Annotated in this window: 20 protein-coding genes and 2 pseudogenes; 5 read left to right on the forward strand and 17 right to left on the reverse strand. The window is 52.9% G+C overall.

Annotated elements, in window-relative coordinates; all coding sequences use genetic code 11:
• Nucleotides 1–21 precede the first annotated feature (21 nt).
• Complete coding sequence (locus GJ1_RS10130) at nt 22–702, reverse strand: response regulator transcription factor (protein ID WP_066231824.1); 681 nt, start codon at nt 700–702, stop codon at nt 22–24.
• 2 nt (nt 703–704) lie between these two features.
• Nucleotides 705–2,078 carry a sensor histidine kinase gene (locus GJ1_RS10135; RefSeq protein ID WP_066231828.1) on the reverse strand — a complete coding sequence of 458 codons (1,374 nt, stop codon included), beginning with the start codon at nt 2,076–2,078 and terminating at the stop codon, nt 705–707.
• 216 nt (nt 2,079–2,294) lie between these two features.
• Between GJ1_RS10135 and GJ1_RS10140 the strand changes: the two genes are divergently transcribed.
• The 3 genes from GJ1_RS10140 (at nt 2,295) to GJ1_RS10150 (ending at nt 5,533) form a co-directional block, all read left to right on the forward strand.
• The gene (locus GJ1_RS10140) at nt 2,295–4,388 is read left to right on the forward strand and encodes a DNA topoisomerase III (RefSeq protein WP_066231832.1); all 2,094 of its coding nucleotides are present in this window, start codon (nt 2,295–2,297) and stop codon (nt 4,386–4,388) included.
• Nucleotides 4,389–4,508: 120 nt separating this feature from the next.
• Nucleotides 4,509–4,706 (forward strand): hypothetical protein, encoded by a 198-nt coding sequence (locus GJ1_RS10145; RefSeq protein WP_066231834.1) that lies wholly within the window; start codon nt 4,509–4,511, stop codon nt 4,704–4,706.
• Nucleotides 4,706–5,533: a serine/threonine protein kinase gene (locus tag GJ1_RS10150; RefSeq protein WP_066231838.1), complete on the forward strand. Its 828-nt coding sequence runs from the start codon at nt 4,706–4,708 to the stop codon at nt 5,531–5,533. Before GJ1_RS10145 ends, GJ1_RS10150 begins: the two co-directional genes overlap by 1 nt.
• 157 nt (nt 5,534–5,690) lie before the next feature.
• Here GJ1_RS10150 and GJ1_RS10155 read toward each other — a convergent pair whose 3' ends face one another.
• From GJ1_RS10155 to chrA, 11 genes and pseudogenes are all read right to left on the reverse strand, one after another.
• A complete protein-coding gene (locus GJ1_RS10155; protein WP_066231841.1) occupies nt 5,691–6,470 on the reverse strand; it encodes an enoyl-CoA hydratase/isomerase family protein in 780 nt (259 codons plus the stop codon).
• A gap of 48 nt (nt 6,471–6,518) precedes the next feature.
• Nucleotides 6,519–7,289, reverse strand: coding sequence for an SDR family NAD(P)-dependent oxidoreductase (locus GJ1_RS10160; protein ID WP_044731335.1), 771 nt, complete (start codon nt 7,287–7,289; stop codon nt 6,519–6,521).
• 80 nt (nt 7,290–7,369) lie between these two features.
• Nucleotides 7,370–7,546 (reverse strand): annotated as a pseudogene (locus GJ1_RS10165) (SDR family oxidoreductase); the annotation flags it as partial.
• Nucleotides 7,547–7,703: 157 nt separating this feature from the next.
• Entirely contained in the window at nt 7,704–8,759 is a 1,056-nt protein-coding gene (locus GJ1_RS10170; RefSeq protein WP_066231848.1) for an RNA-guided endonuclease TnpB family protein, read from the reverse strand.
• 4 nt (nt 8,760–8,763) lie between these two features.
• Nucleotides 8,764–8,835, reverse strand: a pseudogene (locus GJ1_RS19485) (IS200/IS605 family transposase); the annotation flags it as partial.
• 7 nt (nt 8,836–8,842) lie between these two features.
• A complete protein-coding gene (locus tag GJ1_RS17855) occupies nt 8,843–9,163 on the reverse strand; it encodes an SDR family NAD(P)-dependent oxidoreductase (RefSeq protein ID WP_245629377.1) in 321 nt (106 codons plus the stop codon).
• Between the two features lie 513 nt (nt 9,164–9,676).
• Nucleotides 9,677–10,462, reverse strand: a complete 786-nt coding sequence (locus tag GJ1_RS10180) for an ABC transporter ATP-binding protein (RefSeq protein ID WP_066231850.1) — start codon at nt 10,460–10,462, stop codon at nt 9,677–9,679.
• The gene (locus GJ1_RS10185) at nt 10,459–11,538 is read right to left on the reverse strand and encodes a nitric oxide synthase oxygenase (RefSeq protein WP_066231904.1); all 1,080 of its coding nucleotides are present in this window, start codon (nt 11,536–11,538) and stop codon (nt 10,459–10,461) included. Before GJ1_RS10185 ends, GJ1_RS10180 begins: the two co-directional genes overlap by 4 nt.
• A gap of 376 nt (nt 11,539–11,914) precedes the next feature.
• A complete protein-coding gene (locus GJ1_RS10190) occupies nt 11,915–14,044 on the reverse strand; it encodes a YhgE/Pip domain-containing protein (RefSeq protein WP_066231854.1) in 2,130 nt (709 codons plus the stop codon).
• An 84-nt stretch (nt 14,045–14,128) separates the two neighbouring features.
• Nucleotides 14,129–14,563, reverse strand: coding sequence for a DMT family transporter (locus GJ1_RS10195; RefSeq protein WP_066231856.1), 435 nt, complete (start codon nt 14,561–14,563; stop codon nt 14,129–14,131).
• Nucleotides 14,564–14,734: 171 nt separating this feature from the next.
• A complete protein-coding gene (gene chrA, locus GJ1_RS10200; protein ID WP_066231907.1) occupies nt 14,735–15,934 on the reverse strand; it encodes a chromate efflux transporter in 1,200 nt (399 codons plus the stop codon).
• 83 nt (nt 15,935–16,017) lie between these two features.
• On the opposite strand from chrA, the gene GJ1_RS10205 reads away from it, so the two are divergent.
• Nucleotides 16,018–16,521 (forward strand): QueT transporter family protein, encoded by a 504-nt coding sequence (locus GJ1_RS10205; RefSeq protein ID WP_066231858.1) that lies wholly within the window; start codon nt 16,018–16,020, stop codon nt 16,519–16,521.
• 88 nt (nt 16,522–16,609) lie between these two features.
• On the opposite strand, the gene GJ1_RS10210 is transcribed toward GJ1_RS10205, so the two are convergent.
• Nucleotides 16,610–16,867, reverse strand: a complete 258-nt coding sequence (locus GJ1_RS10210) for a hypothetical protein (protein ID WP_066231860.1) — start codon at nt 16,865–16,867, stop codon at nt 16,610–16,612.
• A 368-nt stretch (nt 16,868–17,235) separates the two neighbouring features.
• Here GJ1_RS10210 and GJ1_RS10215 point away from each other — a divergent pair, with 368 nt between their 5' ends.
• On the forward strand, nt 17,236–17,679 hold the full coding sequence (locus tag GJ1_RS10215) for an OsmC family protein (RefSeq protein WP_066231864.1): 444 nt from the start codon (nt 17,236–17,238) through the stop codon (nt 17,677–17,679).
• Nucleotides 17,680–17,768: 89 nt separating this feature from the next.
• Here GJ1_RS10215 and GJ1_RS10220 read toward each other — a convergent pair whose 3' ends face one another.
• From GJ1_RS10220 to GJ1_RS10230, 3 genes are all read right to left on the reverse strand, one after another.
• Nucleotides 17,769–18,980, reverse strand: coding sequence for an ABC transporter substrate-binding protein (locus tag GJ1_RS10220; RefSeq protein ID WP_066231868.1), 1,212 nt, complete (start codon nt 18,978–18,980; stop codon nt 17,769–17,771).
• Between the two features lie 105 nt (nt 18,981–19,085).
• Nucleotides 19,086–19,793 carry an ABC transporter ATP-binding protein gene (locus GJ1_RS10225; RefSeq protein ID WP_066231870.1) on the reverse strand — a complete coding sequence of 236 codons (708 nt, stop codon included), beginning with the start codon at nt 19,791–19,793 and terminating at the stop codon, nt 19,086–19,088.
• Nucleotides 19,786–20,550 carry an ABC transporter ATP-binding protein gene (locus tag GJ1_RS10230; RefSeq protein WP_066231873.1) on the reverse strand — a complete coding sequence of 255 codons (765 nt, stop codon included), beginning with the start codon at nt 20,548–20,550 and terminating at the stop codon, nt 19,786–19,788. The genes GJ1_RS10225 and GJ1_RS10230 overlap by 8 nt, the downstream gene beginning before the upstream one ends.
• Nucleotides 20,551–20,552: the final 2 nt, after the last annotated feature.

A 20,552-nucleotide genomic window follows, 5' to 3' on the forward strand; every position in this document is an offset into this window, starting at 1 on the left:
CTTTCCGAAACACGGCGCTCGTTACGACTTGCGTCCGCTCCATTTATAGCCGACGCCCCACACCGTCTGCAAATATTCATCAGCAGGGAAGCCGGCTTGGCGCAATTTTTCGCGGATGTTTTTAATGTGAGAATCAATCGTCCGTTCTTCTGTGTCAGCGAGATACCCCCATAGCGACGCGATGATTTGCCCGCGGCTGAACACTTGATTCGGGTGTTTTAACAGCAGCCCCAAAATAGCGAACTCTTTCGGTGTCAACGCAATCGGCTTGTCTTCGTAGCGGACCGTATGTTCCTCTTCGTCCCATACAAGCCCGGCCGCGCGAATGGCGGAACGACCGCCGGCTGTGCGGCGCAGCACCGCTTCAATGCGGGCAAGCAGTTCCGCCTCGTCAAACGGTTTCGTCACATAATCATCCGCCCCAATTTTCAACCCTTGGACGATATCCGCCGTCTCATCGCGAGCGGTGACCATCATGATCGGCACATTCGAAAACGAACGGATGCGGCGGCACGTTTCCCATCCGTCGAGTTCTGGCATCATGACATCGAGCAGCACCAAATCTGCGTGATGGCGCCGCAAATAGTCAATGGCTTCCGCCCCCGAACGCCGTTTCACGCAGCGGTAGCCATTCAGCGCTAAATACAATTCCAATAAATCAAGCATCCGCTCTTCATCATCGACCAACAACAACGTATACATCGCTATCCCTCCGGCAGCGTAATGAGGATGGTCGTTCCTTTTCCTTGTTCGCTTCTAGCGGTGATCGTTCCCCCGTGCGCCTCGACGATTTCTTTGGCAATCGCCAAACCGAGTCCGGTCCCGCCGCTCATTCGTGACCGCGATTTGTCGACCCGGTAAAACCGCTCGAAAATACGGGGCACGTCTTCCGATGGAATGCCGGCTCCTTCATCGGACACGGTAATGACGATTCCCTGTTTTTGCAGGTGAATGGCGACGGCCACCGTCGTGCCGGAATACGCATACTTTCGCGCATTGTCAAGCACGTTGATCATCACTTGCTCAAACCGCTGCCGATCGATCGCGGCCGTGACCGAACCAGGGCACTGGCACACAAGCGACAGCTGCTTTTCCTGAAACGCGGGGCGCAGTTTTTCACACAATTTTGCCAAAAATGAACAAAGATTAGTCGGCTGCTTTTCAATCTGGAACGAGTGTTGCTCCAGTTTTGCTAATTCAAACAAGTCTTTGACCATTTTTTCGATCTTTTCCGCTTCTTCGTAAATGATCGCCACATAGTTCGCCCGTTCCTCCTCAGAAAGATGCGGACGTCTAGCAATGTCGGCGTATCCTTTCACATACGTCAGCGGCGTGCGCAATTCATGAGAGATGCTCGCTAAAAATTCGCTCCGCTCTTGTTTCAAATACGCCAAATCGTTTGCCAACGTTTGAATGGCCTTCCCTAATTGCGCCAGCTCGTCGTTGCCTTTCATCTCGAGGTGGACGGAAAAATCTCCCCGGCTGAGCGCCTCGGTCGCCCGTTTCATGCGAAGGAGCGGCATCGTAATGGCACGGGAGAAAAAGGCGATTGTCAACACGGTGATCACCACCGACAGCACGCCAACGACGATAAAATGATGCTTCAGTTTATACACCATCGCCCGGATCGAGCGGGTGTCTTGAAACATATACACATATCCTCTCGTTTCGCCTCCGATTTGAATCGGGCTGACGGCGGCGATATGCGACGCCCGCTTCCAGTCGGTTTCGACCATCATTCCCCGGCGGGGAATATGGCGACCGTTCGTTAAAGGAATGATGCGCTTGGCAAACGGAACAATACCGTCAGAAGCCGATACAATCCGGCGCCGGGCGTCGGTGATGGCGACATCGGTTTCCGCCTCTGACTCCATCATCACGACATGCGCCAACGTCGTTCGGTCGTCATTTTTCTCCAAGACGTTGCGATGACTGTTTCCCCGCGCCAACAGCTGCGCGAATTCTTCCTCGATGCGCGCATGGACGAGCGTAGCGTAGAGGGAAACGAACAGCACCATTTCAATGGCCAAGACAAAGGCAAAAAACAGCATTCCGAGTTTCCATGACAGTTTTCGCACGTATTCCTCTCCTCATCCATCAAGCCCCGATGTCATTTCAATTTTACTATTTTATTTAGCAAATGTGCAAAAAGTGTGGAGATGCGGCATTCGCGCCGCGCCAAGGCATCTTCTCCCGCCAAGGAGACAAACCCTGGCGGATGCGTCTTTCTCGTTCTTCCATTATACTAAAAAACAGACTGTACTCATTTGGAGACGACAGAAAGGGGTTTATCGATGAAATCGCTCGTGTTAGCAGAAAAGCCGAGTGTCGCCCGCGACATCGCTCGTGTGCTCGGCTGCAAGCAAGCGCATAAACAATATTTTGAAGGTCCGCGCTACATCGTCACTTGGGCGCTTGGCCATTTGATTGAGTTGAAAATGCCGGAAGACTATGACCGGAAATACGAAACGTGGCGGCTCGAGGACTTGCCGATCATTCCAAAGCATATGGGCTTGAAAGTCATCCGGCAAACAAGCCGCCAGTTTCGCGCCATTGAACGCTTGGCGAAACGGCCAGATGTGAAAGACTGCATTATTGCGACCGACGCCGGCCGCGAAGGCGAGCTGGTCGCACGCTGGATTTTGCAAATGATCGGTTGGACGAAGCCGATTTGGCGTTTATGGATCTCGTCACAAACCGACCGCGCCATTCGCGACGGCTTCCGCCAGTTAAAGCCCGGGGCCCAATTTGAGCGGCTATATCAATCTGCCGTCTGCCGCGCCGAAGCGGATTGGCTGATCGGGCTGAACGTGACGCGCGCCTTGACGACGAAATACAACGACCCGCTCTCAGCCGGACGCGTGCAGACGCCGACCTTGGCGATGATCATCGAGCGCGAGCGGGAGATCCAATCGTTCGTTCCCGTGCCGTATTGGACGATTCGGGCCAAGATCGGCTCGATGGAGGCCGTGTGGGAGCGGCATGGCGGTCATCGGCTGTTTGACCAAGACGAAGCGAAGCGACTTATCGCCCGCCTTGACGGCCAACCGGCGCGCGTTGTGTCAGTCAAACGGAAACGAAAAAGCGAGCCGGCCCCGTTGCCGTACGATTTGACCGAGCTGCAGCGGGACGCGAACAAGCGGTTTGGCTTTTCGGCGAAAAAGACGCTCTCGGTGTTGCAGCGGCTGTACGAACAGCACAAGCTCGTCACTTACCCGCGCACCGATTCGCGTTATTTGCCAAGCGATATGGCATCAACGATGACCAAGCGGCTGTTGGCGATGAAGTCCGGTTATGAGGACGCCATCGCCCCGCTTCTTGCCAAAGGCAAAACCAAAGCAGCCAAGCGGGTGTTTCACGATGACAAAGTGACGGATCACCATGCCATCATTCCGACGGATGAGCGGTTAGATTTGAGCAGGCTATCATCTGATGAACGTAAGCTGTATGACCTGATCGCCCGCCGCTTTTTGGCGCTGTTTTACCCGCCGTATGAATACGAAACGGCAACGGTTGTTTTTGACATCGGCGGCGAAACGTTTGTCGCCCGGGAGACGGCGGTTGTGAATATGGGGTTTAAAGCCATTCTCGGCAAAGAGGAAGCGAACGCCCAACCGACCTTGTCGCACCTCGCAGACGGCCAGACGCTCCCATCGGTGCAGCTTGAGATGGAACAATCGTTCACCGAACCGCCTGCGCGCTATTCCGAAGCCGATTTGCTTGCGCAAATGGAAACATATGGACTCGGCACGCCGGCGACAAGAGCGGACATCATCGAGCGGCTTGTCGAAACCGAAGTGGTCGAACGAAAAGACGGCCGGTTTTATCCAACAAAAAAAGGGAAACAGCTGATTGAGCTCGTCAATGAGGAGCTGAAATCGCCGGAATTGACCGCCCGCTGGGAGCGTGAACTCGAGGCGATCGCCCGCGGAAAAGGAAACCCGAAGCAATTTTTGGCGAACATCCGTCAGCAAACGGAAGCACTCGTCGCCGAAATCAAGCAGAGCGAGCAGGTATACAAAGCGCCAAACCTCACGAACCTCACGTGCCCAGAATGCGGCGCGCTTTTAAAAGAGCGGAAAACGAAAGACGGACGGATGCTTGTCTGCTCGAACGTAGCGTGCCGCTACCGCCGCCGGCGCGATCCGAAACTGTCGAACCGCCGCTGTCCGCAATGCCATCGGCGCATGGAAATGCACGAAGGGAAAGCGGGACTTTATTTCCAATGCCGTCCGTGCAACATTGTTGAAAAAGCGGAAGAGACCAAACGCGCAGCCGCCCGAGGAAGCGAACGGGCGCTTCTCAAAAAATACAGCCCGGCGAACGAATCGTTTGGCGTCAGTTTAGGAGAGCTACTCAAGCAGACATTAAACGAAAAAGAGGAATGAGGTTGCCAAACCGCGCTAGGGGCTATGCCCCTGGCGGTTTCATTTGCATCTTTGAAATCTGAAACTTCCTTCTCATTGCCCCGTATATATAGGTAAATCTATCGCAAAGGAGCGATCGCGATGTTAAAAAAATTGCTAAAAGCACTTTTGGGCCATCACCATCATCCGTCGCACTACCATAAACATTACAGCAGCAGCGACCACCATCATTACGGCCCGACGTATCACTCGCACCACCATCCGTCCCAGTACGGGCACCATCATTACAAAAAGAAGCATCATAGCGGCAGTTTCTTCTCAAGCTTCTTCGGCAGCTGATGAGGCGCTTTTTCAAACACCATCCGCTCATCGCCCGCTGGCTCGACCGCCCGCGCCGGAGCGGGGATGTGCTTTCTGGCCGCTATGAAGTCATCGAAGAGCTCGGGATGGGAAGCTACGGCATCGCCTACAAAGGGCGCGATTACCTGTCAGGCCGTCTTGTCGTCATCAAACAAGCGCGGTGGACAAAAGGGGAAGACGGACGCCGCTTGCTTCGGCGCGAAGCTGACGTGCTCGCTCGCCTGCGCCACCCGCAAATTCCGATGCTGCATGATCTGTTTGTGGAGCGCGGACAGCCGTATCTTGTAATGGAGTATATCAATGGAGAAACGGTGGAAGACCGGATTTTCAAGCAGGAAGCCAAGTACACGGAGCAAGAGGCGTTTCGGTTGCTAAAGGATGTGCTTGAGATCGTCCGGCACGTCCATGCTTTCGGCATCGTCCACCGCGATTTGCGCATCCCGAACATCATTTGGCGCGATGGAACGGTGGCGATCATCGATTTTGGCTTGGCGTGCCGCATCGGCGAACCGGTGGATTTTCGCGATGACGACCCGCTGGAGAAGCGGCTGCGGCGCGAACCGCATCCACGAAGCGATTTCTATGCCCTTGGACACTTCACCTTGTTTTTATTGTATTCCGCCTATGAACCGACGAGCGACGAGGAAAAAAGCTGGGAAGAAGAGCTCGATTTGTCGCTGAACGCCCGTGCGATTTTGCGGAAAATGCTGCAGCTGGACCCGCCGTACGACAACGTCGACGAGTTGCTCGGCGACGTGGATCAGCTGCTGGCCGAACACAACGCGGCCCAAGCCGAGGCACTCTAACAGAACATAGGACCTCTTCGAATCAAGGAAAACCGTTGCATCGAACCGAAAGCCCCTCGCCGCCCGCCTATGGGCAGGAAGAGGGGCTGATTCCATTTTCGTGCAAGTCGAGGCGGCAGCCTTCCTGAAACAAACATTCGCTCTGGTTGGAAGCAGCTTACTTCCCTAGAAACAACGGTTTCCGTTTTTCTTTGAACGCCGCCACCCCTTCGCGATGATCCTCTGTTTCCACCATCAATCCTTGAATGAGCCGCTCTTCCTCGAGAATCTCTTCCAGTGTGGCGGTCAACGCGTGCTCGATCAGCCGCTTTTGTTTGCCGATCGCTTTCGTCGGACCGCTAGCCAACTGCAAAGCGAGCGTTTCCACCGCTTCGCGCAGCCTCTCGGCTGGAACGACTTCGCTTAAGACGCCTAACTCGTACAAACGGCGGGCCGGAATCGGCTCGGCGGTGAAGAAAAACTGTTTCGCCAAATGCGGGCCGACAAGCCGCGGGAGCCAATACGACCCGCCGCCATCGGAGACAAGACCGACTTTCGCGAAGCTTAAAATGAATTGGCTGTCCTCTGCGGCAAGAATCAAATCGCAAGCCAGCGCCAAATTGAACCCCGCCCCGGCCGCCACCCCGTGCACCGCGGCAATGATCGGCTTTTCGCATGATCTCATCATTAAAATGAGACGATTGAGGCGGCCGATATGGTCATACGCCTGCGGGCCATTGGCTTGCCCCATCGTTTTCACATCGCCGCCGGCGCAAAACGCCCGGCCGGCGCCGGACAAGACGATGACGCGAACGGCATCATCCGCTGCGGCGCGTTCGATTTCACGCGTCAGTCCGGCAATCATCTCCGGGCTGAAGGCATTGAGCCGCTCCGGACGGTTCAACGTCAACCATAATATCGGGCCGGATTGTTCCACAAGCAAATGAGGCGCTTCCATGTTCCTCTCCCTTTCCTTTAGTGTTTGGATGGAATTCGACGCAAATCTTCATTTGATCAGCCAACCGCCATCGACAAGCACATCGGAACCGGTCATGTACGACGCTTCGTTAGAGGCAAGAAAGGCAATGACGTTCGCAATTTCCTCCGGCGCCCCGACCCGGCCTAAGGCGGTGTTGCGCTCGATGGCTTTCACAAACCGCTCGTTTTGCAGGCCGCGCTCGGTGAGCGGCGTCTCGACAAAGCCGGGCGAGACGGAATTGACGCGAATGCCATATGGCGCCAGCTCCAAAGCGAGCGATTTGGTCAAGTTGATGACCCCTGCTTTCGCCGCGCTGTAGTGCGGAATTTCCGCCCCGGCCTGATGGCCGGACAGGGACGCGACATTGACGATGGCCCGATTGACCCGTGCGCGTTTCGCTCCTTCCATCATCAGCGGGGCGAGCGCCTGCGACACAAGAAAGACGCTTTTGATGTTGATGCGCTGGATGTCATCCCACTCTTGCTCCGTCAGCTCAAGCCATCTCGCATGGGTGGAGATGCCTGCGTTATTGACAAGCACATGCAAGTCGCCGTACCGCTTTTGAACATATTCCGCCAACGCCTTCACGTGTTCGCGGTCGGTGACATCCGCCGCAAACCGGTCAGCGCCCCCCGGCGTCCCGAGACGTGCGATTTCTTCTGCAGCCTCCTCCAGTTTCGCTGCTGTACGGCCGACAAGCACGACGGTGGCGCCTTCCTTAGCCAAACGGAGGGCCGTCGCCTTGCCGATGCCGCTGCCTCCTCCTGTGACAACCGCCACGGTATTCAAAAAACGCATCGTTTTCCTCTCCCCTCATTTCCGTGTGGGCAACCTCGCCGTTCTTCGTGGCTGCCCTTCTTTTTTCGAACTCCGAATCGCTAAAACGTCAGTCCGCCGCCATCGACCGACAACGTCGCGCCGGTGATAAACGACGCCTCATCGGACGCCAAAAACAACACCGCGTTTGCCACTTCCTCCGGCGTTCCGATGCGGCCGAGGGCGTTCGCTTTCGAGATGATCGGCCATTTGCGCGCATCTTGTTTCCACGGCTTGACACTCCACACGCCTAAAGGGCGTGGGATTCTTGGGTCGTTCGCGTCCTCATCCATTTCTGGTTCAGACAACGCCCAAGTTTAGGGGTGTGTCATCACCCCGTCCCATCGGGTTAAGATGTACCCCAATGGGCGGCGCACCTGTGACCAGTGCGCTAGGTTAGGCGGCGAAGCCCGAAATCGCTTTGGCGATGTTGATCGCGCCATTCAAGTCGGCGTGGATGGTGTATCCGCACTTTTGGCATCGGAAGAGGATGCCGTTTCGGTTCGCTTTCTCCCGATGCCCGCATCGGCATGTTTGACTGGTGTAGGTCGGATTCACCCACTCCACCCGAATGCCCGCCATTTCGGCTTTGTAGGCAATCATCGTTTGCAGTTGATGGAAAGCCCACGAATGAAGATTTCGTCCTGCTTCTTTGGCCGAAGCGGCTCGTTTCCGAATCCCCGCCAAATCTTCCATCCGAATCACGCCAACACCGTTGGCAAGGGCAAAACGGACGATTTGACGGCTGATTTTATGGTTCATATCCTTCATCCAGCGGGACTCTTTACGGCCGATTTTGCGAATCATATGAAGCTTCTTCGCTTGGCCCAACGTTCGCCGCAAAGCCGCATATCGTCGGCGCACAAAGGCGCATTGGCTCCCTTTGAAAAACCACGATTTCGTTCCCACGCTGGCAACGGCGATATAGCGAAGCCCAACGTCAACCCCCATCACCTTTGTTTCGTGCCGCGGCTTGACTTCAAATGCGACCGCGATCGCCAAGCACCATTTCTTTCGCTTTTTGTAGAGCTTGGCCGCCCCTTGTTTGGCGGTTCCATGGATCAGCCGATCCAGCCATGCTTCTTGATAGGGGCGCGTGACGACAGGCACGCCAATTCGTTTCTCCAGTGTGGGGAAGGAAACCGTGTAGAACGCTCCTTTCTTTTCCACCTTTATGTTTTGATTGTTAAAGCAACACCAAAATGTTCGGAACTTCTTTGCCTTTTGTTTTTTCTTTTGGGACTTCACTTCTCGAATCGTTTGATTCACGACGGCGGAAGGAAACCGCTGCGACGAAAACTCTTTAAACAGTTTGCTCGTCGCTTGATTCAGCTTGGGATGATTCAACAGCCAATTCGCAAAGGCGGTATTCACTTCTGTCATCCGTTCATACATGTCTTGTTTGACTTTCGTTGGGTTGTGCAGTTCCAGCCTTAGTGTGATCGTGGGCATGGATTCACCCCCTTTTCTTTTGAGATTCCACATAACGTTTGATGGTTTCGCTTGATACATTTCCTGCTGTACTCATGACTATATCAGTTCGATGAATGAACTGCAACGCGCTTCATCCTACCCCTAAAGGAGTGGGCTTTCGCGCGGGATTTCTGTAAACCGCCGAAGGCATCGACCGTTGTTTGGACAAGGCGGCTCACTTGCTTGGAATCGGCTACGTCCGCCTTGACAAAAATCGCCTCGCCTCCTTTTTGCCGGATCAGGCGGACCGTTTCTTCCCCTCCCTCCTCATTGATGTCACTCACGGCCACTTTTGCGCCTTCTTCCGCAAAGCGAATCGCCGTCGCCCGGCCGATGCCGCTCGCGCCGCCGGTGACAATCGCCGCTTTTCCGTTTAGCCTCATGATCTTCCCACCTTTCGATCCACTTCTGAATCCGTTTTCAACAGATGATATACCAACCGGTTAGTATGTTGTTTCTTTTATTATACATCACATTTAGAATATTTTAAACATTTTTATACCTTAATCGGAAAAGCCTGCACTTCCAAACAAAGACGAAGCCAACGGCAATCGAGCCCGCTTCACCGCCTGACGCGTCTCCTTCCTTCAATGAACACCATGCCGTTATGGAAAAAAAGAGGAGCCGCGGTTTTGGCTCCTCGTTCATCCGTCGATGAGTACAACAGCCGACAGGGCTTCACATATCCGTATATAGCACCCAAACGGAGGGGGGGAGCCGTTGCCTATCCAGCTTCCGGAGATGTGGCCGACATGAGCATCCGCACCGTCGGCCGCCACCCTTCCCCAAGAAGAGTTCGGCTGAACCAATGCGGTTTACCAGAAAATAGAGGTCGACCTTCTCGGATGTACGGTATGTTGAGGCAGTCGGTCTAGAGCCGGCTGTCACCGGCCGTCCTATCGACCGACGGACACCCATGGCCGGCCGTGTTCCCAATGAATGCGGATCGGAAGGCGAAACGCTTCTGAGAGTCGCTCATCGGTCAACACATCCTCTTTTCGGCCAGCCACCACGATGCGCCCGTCTTGCAAAAGCAAGACATGGGTGATCGAGTCGACGATTTCTTCAATATAATGGGTGACGTATAAGAGATGGCACGGCTGAGTGACGATCTGTCCGATCAGTGATAAGATTTCTTCGCGGGCCAATAAGTCAAGGCCGACCGTCGGCTCGTCCAAAATGAGCAGCTTCGGATGGGCCATCAGCGCTCGGGCGATCAATGTTTTCCGCTTTTCTCCTTGCGACAGCGTTGCGTACCGCTTTCCTTTGACCGCTTGAAGACGAAACGATTCCATGAATGATTCCGCTTCCGCTCGATCGTCATCCGTGACGGCATCATACAAGCCGATGGTGGCAAACTTGCCGCTGATGATGACATCTTCAACCGTTTCTGCCTGCAGCGTATCATGAAACTGATCAAGGAGCGAGCTGCTCACAAACCCGATGTGCCGTCGCAACTCCGGCAGGCTTGCCTGTCCAAACCGATAGCCCAATACTTCAACATCCCCGCGCGTCGGATATTGATAGCCGGTGACGATATTGAGAAGCGATGTTTTCCCGGAGCCGTTTAGGCCAAGAATCGCCCATTGCTCACCTTCTTTCACCTCCCAGTTCATATCATGCAAAATGGTCCGCCCGCCCCTCACCCATGACACATCGCACATACGGATGATGACGGTCATTGTTCCTCTCCCCTTTCACATTCATATGGACGATCTTGATAGAAAAAGTTTGGCAACACGGTCGTATTGTCATATGATCGATGAAAAATGTGCGTTGTCGCCGGAGAAAGAGGCGGAATCAGCCATGTCCAATCGCCAGTGACATGGCGGCCGGCCGCTTTCTCTTGCTGTTCAAACAGCTGAAACTGGCGCGCGGCGGTATGGTGATCAACGATGCTGACGCCCGCCTTTTTGTAGGAATACAAAACAGCGATATTCAATTCGACCAGCGCCTTGTCTTTCCATAATGATGCGTTGGAGTTGGTGTCAAGCCCCATGCAAGAGGCCACTTTCGGAAGCATGTTGTAGCGATAATCATCAGCAAAATTGCGGGCTCCGATCTCAGTTCCCATGTACCACCCATTAAACGGCGCCGCCATGTAACGAATCCCGCCGATTTCGAGGCACATATCCGAAATGATCGGGACCGCGTACCATTTTAACTGCAAATCGCGAAACCACGGAAACTCCGGATGTTCAATCGGCACCTCAAGCACCAATTCTTTGGGGATCGACGTCCAAACAGGCTTCCGGCCGCCTACCTGGATCACCAATGGCAACACGTCAAATGGCGTTTTTTCCCCTTTCCACCCAAGCTGTTCACAGGCACGGGTGAAAGTGAGGGAGGATGAGTCGCCGATGATCCCTTCTTCGGTTTCATAACCTGCATAACGAATCAGTTGATGATTCCAAATGCGCACTTCCCCGTTTGGACGGAAGATCGTGATCGTCGGCCGGATTTTCCCGCCATTGGTCGCAAACTCAATATGATGGAACAGATAAGAAAAAACCTCGTCTTCGGTAACCGCCTCTCTCGCATCAATGACATGGAGCGATCGCCAAAAAAAGCGGCCGATGCAACGGTTGCTATGACGCCAAGCCATCTTAGCCCCATAGCTTAACTCTTCGTACGTATGAACATATGTACCAGTTTGTTCTACTTCCAAACGGATTTCGTTCAACCGCCGCTTCATTTCTTGCTCACTTTTTCCAAGCTCCCGATAGCTCACCGTGATAAACTGTTCTGCTTTTTTCATCAACTGCACATCATGCTGTCTGACCCTTGTTTGATTCATATCACTCTCGATGTTTACCATATATGCTTCTTTTCCTCCACTTTCGATCGATTGGACTCTTCGCAGTCATTCCAATTCCAATCAATAAACAAATGCCCCCGACCCACCACATTTGCTCGATAAACATCGAAATCGCCAAAAAAATGAGCGCAAAACCAAGCAGTCGACGGATCGACATGATTCTCTCCCCTTTTCCCCGCATCGAGCGCTCTCCCATCGTGCGAAAGCAGCAGTGAACAATGCTTGGAGACGTCTATCCCACGGGGCAATTGAGAATGGAGCAGCGCTCTCGTCCCTATTGTAACAGATGCTTCCAAAAGAAAATAGAGAAAATTTTTCAATGAAACAACCCACTTTGGACGGCTTTCTCTTTCAGCGCGCGCATCCATGGGTTTAATGAGCTTTTCAACAAAAGTCCGGCCAAAAGGGCGGCAACGGCAAACAAGAGAAGCCGCTTGACATCATGCTCAACATTTTCCCATACAATCCCGCCGACCGCCTCGCGCATTACATCAATGGCATAGGTAAACGGCAGCCAAGGGTTTAATTGCTGAAAGAACGGAGGAATCAGCTCAACGGGATACGTTCCCCCCGCTCCGGCAATTTGCAAGACGAGCAACACAATCGCCATCGCTTTTCCCACATTGCCGAACAAGGAAACAAGCGAAAAAACCACCGCCATAAAGACAAAGCCGCACAAAAGGCCGAACGTCATGAACCATCCCGGTTCACGGACGAAAATATTCGGCAAGATGAAAGCCGCTCCAGCTGTCACGACCATCGCCTGCAAAGCATTCAGCGTCCAAAAGGTCAACAGCCGTCCGGCATATCTTTCCCGCTCATTCGCTTCCGAAAACGAAGAAGGATCCGTCGACAAGACGGAAACAAGCAACAAACATCCTACCCATATGGCCAGCACCGTGTAAAATGGATTCATGCCCGAACCATAGTTCGGCAACGGAAAAAGGCGGAACGTTTGCACGTCAACCGGGTGGGCCAAAAATGCACCTTTCGCCTGTGGATCTTGTTTCAACAAGCGAATAAGTTCATCGATGTTGGTTTCTCTTTTGATTTTCGATAGGAAGGCGGCCAGCTCGCGAACCTGGCGGGAAAGAAATGGATATTGAGCCTGTGCGGTCTTTAGCGCCTGTTGCGCGGCCGCTAAATCACGATCTGTGTTTGACAACCATTGCTCTACCTCATTTAACGCTTGATCCATGCGAAGAAGCGTTTGTTTCGCTTGGCGTACCTGTTTCCCCGTTTGATTCCATTTCGCACGCAACAGAGGCAACAACCGTTGGCGATATGCTTGATCAAGTTGCTGCGCCTGCGCGTCCAATAAGGCCATTTGTTCACGCAGGTGAGTGATCTTCTCTTCGACGCCTGTTGGATGTTGTTTCACTAGCGCCGCTGTTTCTTGAATAGACGCTAGCGTCTGCTCGATACGGCTGACTGTGCGCTGCACAGGTTGAAGCGAAGAGGAATCAATCGTCCCCTCCCATGTTCTCAACGTTCGGCGCAATTGCTGAACCAATGGGCTCGCGTCTGTTGCAGCCTGTTGGATGAGAGTCGCCCAACGCGCTTGCTTTTCCGGTGTATCAAGAGACTCTGGCGTCTGCCCTGCAAAGGAGAAGGGAAAGGAATGGAGCGCATGAACCGCCATTTCCACCGGCTTTTCCCATAAGTGCGATGAAGCATTGACTTGCATGAACAACTTCTCAACGCGGCCTGTCCATTCTAAACCACGCCGCACCGTTGTTTTGGCAGCCGGCAGAAGCTCGCGGCCTGTACGAACCAACGATCTTGCCTCTCCTACATCGCGATCTAGGGCTTCCAATTGTCGTTGAATCGTTGGCAATTCGTTTTCTAGACGAAACACGAACGCCTCAACGCGGCGAATGGTGGGAAGCTGCTGTTCGAGCGTCACTCCCGCTTGGTGGAACAAGGAAAACAACGCGGTATTGACCACCCTCACAAACTCATCGCTGACTTGAGCTGACAACGTACTTGCTCCGCGCTCCGTGATTTTGGGAGCGATGGCGTTTCGTTTGTCGTTTTCATAGTAGTAAATGGTCGCCCTTTTCGGACGATCTTGAACGACAGTAGCCAATCGGGCCGAAAAATCTGCTGGGATGACGATGGTGGCGAAGTAGTCCCCTTTTCGCACACCTGTCATTCCCTTTTCTTTCGAAACAAATCGCCAGCCCAACCGATGGTTGTGTTGCAACGCTCTCACAATCTCGTCACCGGCCTGAAACGAACGCCCAGCCAACTCCGCCCCGCGGTCTTCGTTCACCACCCCAATCGGTAAATCATCTGTATGGGCATAAGGGTCAATCGAAGCCTCTACATTGATCCAAGCGTAAAGCGATGGAAGAACGATCAGACCGAGAGCCAATATGGCTGCGGCCCAGTTGGTCGTGAGATGTTTCAAATCGTTCACATAAATGCGCCATGCCTGTTTCACTTTGATCCGCTTCCTTTCAAGTCGATCATGCTGTTGTTAGTATGAGCGGATCACGGAAAACTAAACCAACTCGGCCAGTCCTGTTCATTTGCGAAAAAAGAGCCAAAGCGCCAAAAATAGAAAGCCCATGGCGGCTAGGCGCATCATGTCAAATGGAATACGCTGTCCGCCGAACAGGCCAAAATGGTCAACAATTGAACTCATGACAAGCTGACCAGCAATCACCGCCATCAATGAATTGGCAACACCGATTTTCGGGACGATGAGCACCATCACAAATACATAAAAGGCGCCAAGAACACCTCCGGTCAGTTGCCATTTCGGCACGGAAAACATGGCAAGGAATTCTCCATTGCCCAAAAACAATTGCACTAAAAAGAGGACAACCGTCCCGATCAAAAACGAAACGAACGCTCCTTCAAACACACCGATCCGCTTGCCCAGGCCGCCGTTGACTCCGGCCTGTACGGAAACAGCCATTCCGGCAGCCAAGGCCAGCAGCATCCATAACCATTTCACGTCCCATTCCCCCCTAAGGCGCCAACATTCCTCTTTATCATGATTCAGTTCAAAAAAACTTGTCAAGATATTGGCCATAGCAGCCGAAAAACCCAGGCATGTTGATTAACCAATAAAAACCAGATGAGAAGGCTCTATTCCTAGCTTTTCTGCCGTAGTCGGCCATCGGATTCATTGAACAAAAGAATGCCAAAGCCCCCCGGCGAACGAAACGAGAACAACCGCCCAGGCCGGCCACTTCCAAACGGCAAGGAGAAGGAAGGCGCCGAGGACAAACGCTAGATCAGCCGGTCCTTTCACGGCTTTCGTCCAAATCGGATCGTACAGCGCCGCAAGCAAAATCCCAACCACAGCGGCGTTAATGCCGGCAAGCGCCGCTTGGAAGCGCGGATGGCGGCGAAGCCAGTGCCAAAACGGAAACGCGCCAAGAACGAGCAAAAAGGATGGAAGAAAAATGGATGTGGTAGCCACTAGCGCTCCCTTCCAGCCCAACGCCGCCATTCCAATATACGCGGCAAACGTAAACAGCGGCCCAGGGACGGCTTGGGCGGCGCTGTAGCCGGCTAAAAACTGATTGGCGGTTACCCACCTTTGCGGCACCACTTCCGCCTCCAAGAGCGGCAACACCACATGACCGCCGCCAAACACGAGCGCCCCAGCGCGGTAAAAGCTGTCAAACAGCGCCAAAAGCGGTGAATGGATCCAAGTGCGAATGAGCGGCAGCGCAACAAGCAACACGGCAAACAATGAAAGCAGCGTCAAACCGGTGGAACGACGAATGGAAGGCGGGATGCCTGCTGAAGACGAAGAAGGTGCGACGTTTTTTCGCCATCCAATAGCGCCAATGACCCCCGCTGCGGCGATGACGGCTACTTGGCTCCATGCATCCGGCATAAGAAGCACGGCACCTGCCGCGGCGATGGCAACCGTCGCCTGCAGGCGACCGGCGGCAAATTTACGCGCCATCTCCCATACGGCTTGTGCTACAACCGCTACAGCTGCCAACAGCAAACCTTTCATCCAACCAGCTTCACCCGAAGGAGCATGTTGCAGCCAAACGGCGACTACGCTGAGGGCGACAGCCGACGGCAATGTAAAGCCAAGCCAAGCGGCAAACGCCCCCCAAACGCCAGCGCGCATGAATCCGATGCCGATGCCGACTTGGCTGCTCGCCGGACCAGGGAGGAATTGGCATAAAGCGACCAAATCGGCATACGTTTTCTCGTCCATCCATTTTTTTCGTTTGACGTACTCTTCGTAAAAATAGCCGAGATGAGCGATCGGACCGCCAAATGACGTTAGACCGAGGAGAAGCGCTGTTTTTCCGACTTCCCAAACCAATCGGCTCTTGCTTGTTTCTTGTTGATTCATCGAGGCCAACGAGATTCACTTCCTTTCGTTCACTCGTTTGTCGTGCTACAATCATATTATCATCAATGCGAGGAGAGGACGTTATGAAAATTCGGACCATAGCAGCAAATGGTTTGATTGCCGCTGTATATATCGCCGTGACGATGCTTATTCAGCCGTTTGGCTTTACGAACATTCAGTTTCGCGTCTCGGAAATGTTAAACCATTTGGTCGTGTTCCGTAAAACATACGCCATTGGCATCGTGCTTGGCGTCTTTTTCGCCAATTTGTTTTTCTCGCCGATCGTCGCGTATGATCTCGTATTCGGTGTCGGCCAGTCGGTGTTGGCGATGCTGATTACGATCGGTGCCATGCGGTATGTCGAAAACGTTTGGATGCGCATGGCGGTCAATACGTTGTCATTTACCGTAACCATGGCTATCATCGCCCTAGAGCTGAAACTGGCGCTCGGTTTTCCATTTTGGCTCACATGGCTCACGACCGCCATTGGGGAGTTTGTCGTTATGGCCATCGGGGCGCCGATTATGTACGCTGTCGGCCGCCGTTTGGCGTCGGAGATGTTCCATTCACTTCATAAAAGCCGTTAATGGTTGCCCCAATGCATCGTTGCTAAAGATGCGGCTCATCGTTAACCTGACAAAGAATCTAACAGGACGGTGCCGACTTCAGCGACGGCTATGGCATCGAACGGACGGCCCATTCAATGAGCAACGAACAAACAGCAAGCAAGATCGACGCTGCGGTCATTGTTTTGAGCATCGTCCGCTGCTTTGTTGACATAAATCGGCCAACGCGAAGAACGACAAGGCTGGCCATGATTCCGCCAGCCCATATGGCGAGGCCAACTGGGGTAGTGAGCACAGTCCAGTCGCTTATCCAGTAGCAAATGACAGCAACATGGCAAGCCAACAGCAAATATACGATTGTCCTCATGGTTCTCTTCCCACCTAATAGGAGTGCCGGGTTTCCAGAACGGAGGGCGCCGACCGTTTCACCGTCTTTGCAGACTCGAAGTTATGCCAGCAAATGCCGGCCACAATTGTGACCAGATTCATCACGTGGCAGAGCAGTTTTATTTTATCGTATTATTGGCAATTTTGCTATTTGTTTTATTGATTATTTAAAAATGTCCACAATATGCATTTACCAACCCGGAATAGTTCCACCAGGCAACCATATCATCACCGTACCCACTCTTCTTTCCGTCACCTCCGTTTTCTTCAAATTCTTACTTGTCAAATAGGAATTTATGTATTATTCTTAATTTATCCACTATTCCTATTTGTCAGGAGGTTTTTCCCATGCCTAAGCTTACCTTTTCCTCTGATGTCAAATGGTCTGGCGAAGGAGTACGCTCGGTGGCTGACATTAACGGCAAACAAGTCATCATTGACGAACCCCCAGCCTTGGGAGGCACCGACCAGGGACCGAATCCCGTAGAGCTGATCCTAGCCGCCCTGGGGGGATGCATCAATGTACTGGTCTCTCTGTTTGCCAGCCATCACGGAGTAGAACTGAAAGGAGTTCAAGTACACGTAGAAGGGGATTTAGATCCCGATGGCTTTATGGAGAAAGCGGATGTTCGTCCTGGGTTTTTAGAAATTCGTTACCATATTGATATTGACTCTCCTTCCGATCCAAAAAACGTCCGAGCCTTGATTGAACACGTTGAACGTGTCTGCCCAGTAAAAGACACCTTAAAAGGTGTACCCACATTGTCCATAACAGATCGGAAAATATCATAACAAAAAAATGGAAAAGGCTGTCTGGAAAAAGTCGTGTGATGACCTTTTCAGACAGCCTCTCTATGCTTATCAGTCAGTTGCATGGTTTATTATTGTTTTAACTCAATCGGCACGATTTCTCCATTTTCCACCGCGGCAACGACGATTTCCGATTCAAAGCCGCCATCCTCGCCTATGCTTGGAACGTTATACACTTTCTTTTCTTCCGGAATGTTTTTCAATCCATCATTCATATGTTCACGGATGGCTTGCGGATCGTCGACCGTGCCGGCGGCTTTCATCGCCTCGACGAAAGCGTAAAGCGCCAAATAGTTGTAAGCCGCTTCCGAACCCGGATCTTCATTGAATTTCGCCCGGTAGTTTTTCACAAAATCCGGAACAGCCGGTTCGTCCGATTCGATAAGCGGCATGACGCCGATCGAACCTTCAAGCATGTCATAAGAGCCGGTTACTCGTTTCATCTCATCGAGCTTCGCTTGGTCCATAATAATGAAGCCGCCTTTAAATCCAAGCTCGCGCGCTTGTTTCGCCACTTTCGCCGTCGGTTCCGAAGCTCCTCCGATAAACAACACATCCGGTTTTTCTTTCAACGCGTTTGTGACGATCGTAAAGAAATCGGTGTCTTTCGTAAAGTCAATCGATGATTTGTAGACAACTTTTCCGCCTTGCTTTTCCCAATACGGCAACAGCTTTTCTGTCCAGTCTTTCCCGTATTGCGTCGCCGTTGGCAAAGCAGCCAGTTTCTTGCCGAAACGCTTCATGGCATAATCAGTAAAGGTCGGAATATAGCCGTCATAGCGCGGCGGAATGCGCACCGTCAGCTTGTTGCCCGTTTGCGTAATCTTCGGCTCGCTTGTGTACGCCGCAATGATGAAATTGTCCGTTTGATTGAACACTTGCAGCGCCATGACACCGCCGCTGTGCGGAGTGAAAATGATCGGTGTATGATGTTCTTGCACAAGGCGTTTGGCGTTCGCCGCCGTTTCGTTTGGCAAATATTTATCATCAAGGGAAACGATATTAATTTTGTATTTCTTTCCTTTGACTTCAAAGCCGCCGCTATTGTTGATTTCCTCCGCCGCCATTTTCAAGCCGTTTAACGTCCGTTGGCCGTAGTAAGCAGCCGGGCCGCTTAACGGGCCGCTGTAGCCGATGTTGACCGTACCCGCTTCACCGCCGCTTCCTCCGCTGTTGTTTCCGCCGCTGGCGTTATTGTTGCTTGGCGAACTGTTGCACGCCGCCAGCATAAACATCATGACTGCCGCGATCATGGCGGCGATTGACCATTTTCTTTTTTTCATTCATACTCCCCCCTATTATTGGTTGTTGGTTAATCATTCTAAATATTTAGACAATAATCAATGCACCCGTTGCTCACCCCCTTTCAAGGTTTGACAACAACCTTCTTATGTCCCAATGTACGCCTTGCGGACATCGTCGTTCGCGAGCAGTTCCTCCGCCGTTCCCGAGGCGACGATCGTTCCGTTTTCAAACACATAGCCTCGATGAGCAATCGACAGCGCCGCATGGGCGTTTTGTTCCGCGAGCAAAATCGTTGTCCCCTCTTCATGAATTTGTTTGATCGTCGCAAACATTTGCTCGACAATGAGCGGAGCGAGCCCAATCGACGGCTCGTCGAGCAAAAGCACGGTGGGGCGCGACATTAAGGCGCGGCCGATGGCGAGCATTTGCTGCTGGCCGCCGCTTAACGATCCGGCTGGCGCGTTCCGCTTGTCGCGCAAAATCGGAAACAGCTCATATACATGTTCGATCAAGCGTCGGATGCCTTCTTTGTCCTTTCGATGGACGTAAGCGCCCATCAACAAGTTTTCGTATACACTCATGCGTGGAAACAGTTTGCGTCCTTCCGCGCATTGCACAACGCCGCGTTGGACGATGCGGTCAGGCGGCAGCGAATCGATGCGCTCGCCATCGAGGCGGATTTCCCCTTGTGCTGGTTTATGCAACCCGCTGATCGTGCGAAACAATGTGCTTTTCCCCGCTCCGTTGGCGCCCAGCAACACGGCGATCTCCCCTCGCTTGACGGAAAACGTCACATCGCGAATGGCCGTAAAACTCCCGTAGCGGACGGATACGTTCGCAACCTCAAGCAATGGCGCTCCCTCCTAAATACGCTTGAATGACCGCCTCGTTGTTTCGCACTTCCTCGGGCGTTCCTTCAGCGATTTTTTCCCCGTAGTTTAACACCATAATGCGGTCGGCGATTTTCATGATCATTGACATTTTGTGCTCAATCAGGCAAACGGTCAGGCCGCCCTTGACCATTTTGACGATCAATTCCTCAAGCCCTTCCGTTTCATCCGGGTTGATGCCGGCCGCCGGCTCGTCAAGCAAAACGAGTTCGGGATCGGTTGCTAAGGCGAGCGCAAACGCCACCCGCTTTTTCTGCTCCTGCGACAAGTTGGCCACAATCCGATCCGCCACGCCGGTCAACCCGACAAACTCGAGCACTTCCATCGCCTTTTCTTTGCACGCCTGTTCCTCGCGGCGATGCCGTTTCGTGCGCAAAATGGCATCAAACAAGTTGGATGAAGTGCGAAGCCGATGGCCGATGATGACGTTATCGATCACCGTCGCCTGTTCAAACAAGTGGGTTGTCTGAAACGTGCGGGCAATGCCGAGCTTTGCCCGTTCGTTCGCCGGCAGGCGGGTAATATCGCGCCCTTTGAATGTAATCGTCCCGGACGTCGGCCGGTACAAGCCGCTAATCAAATTGAAAAACGTCGACTTGCCGGCTCCATTGGGGCCGATGATGGCATTGATTTTCCCTTGTTCAACGGAAAACGTGACATCGTTGACCGCCAACAATCCGCCAAACCGCTTCGTCAACCGTTCGACGTGCAAAAACATTG

The organism is Geobacillus jurassicus NBRC 107829, assembly GCF_001544315.1.
GTDB classification, from domain to species: Bacteria; Bacillota; Bacilli; order Bacillales; family Anoxybacillaceae; genus Geobacillus; species Geobacillus jurassicus.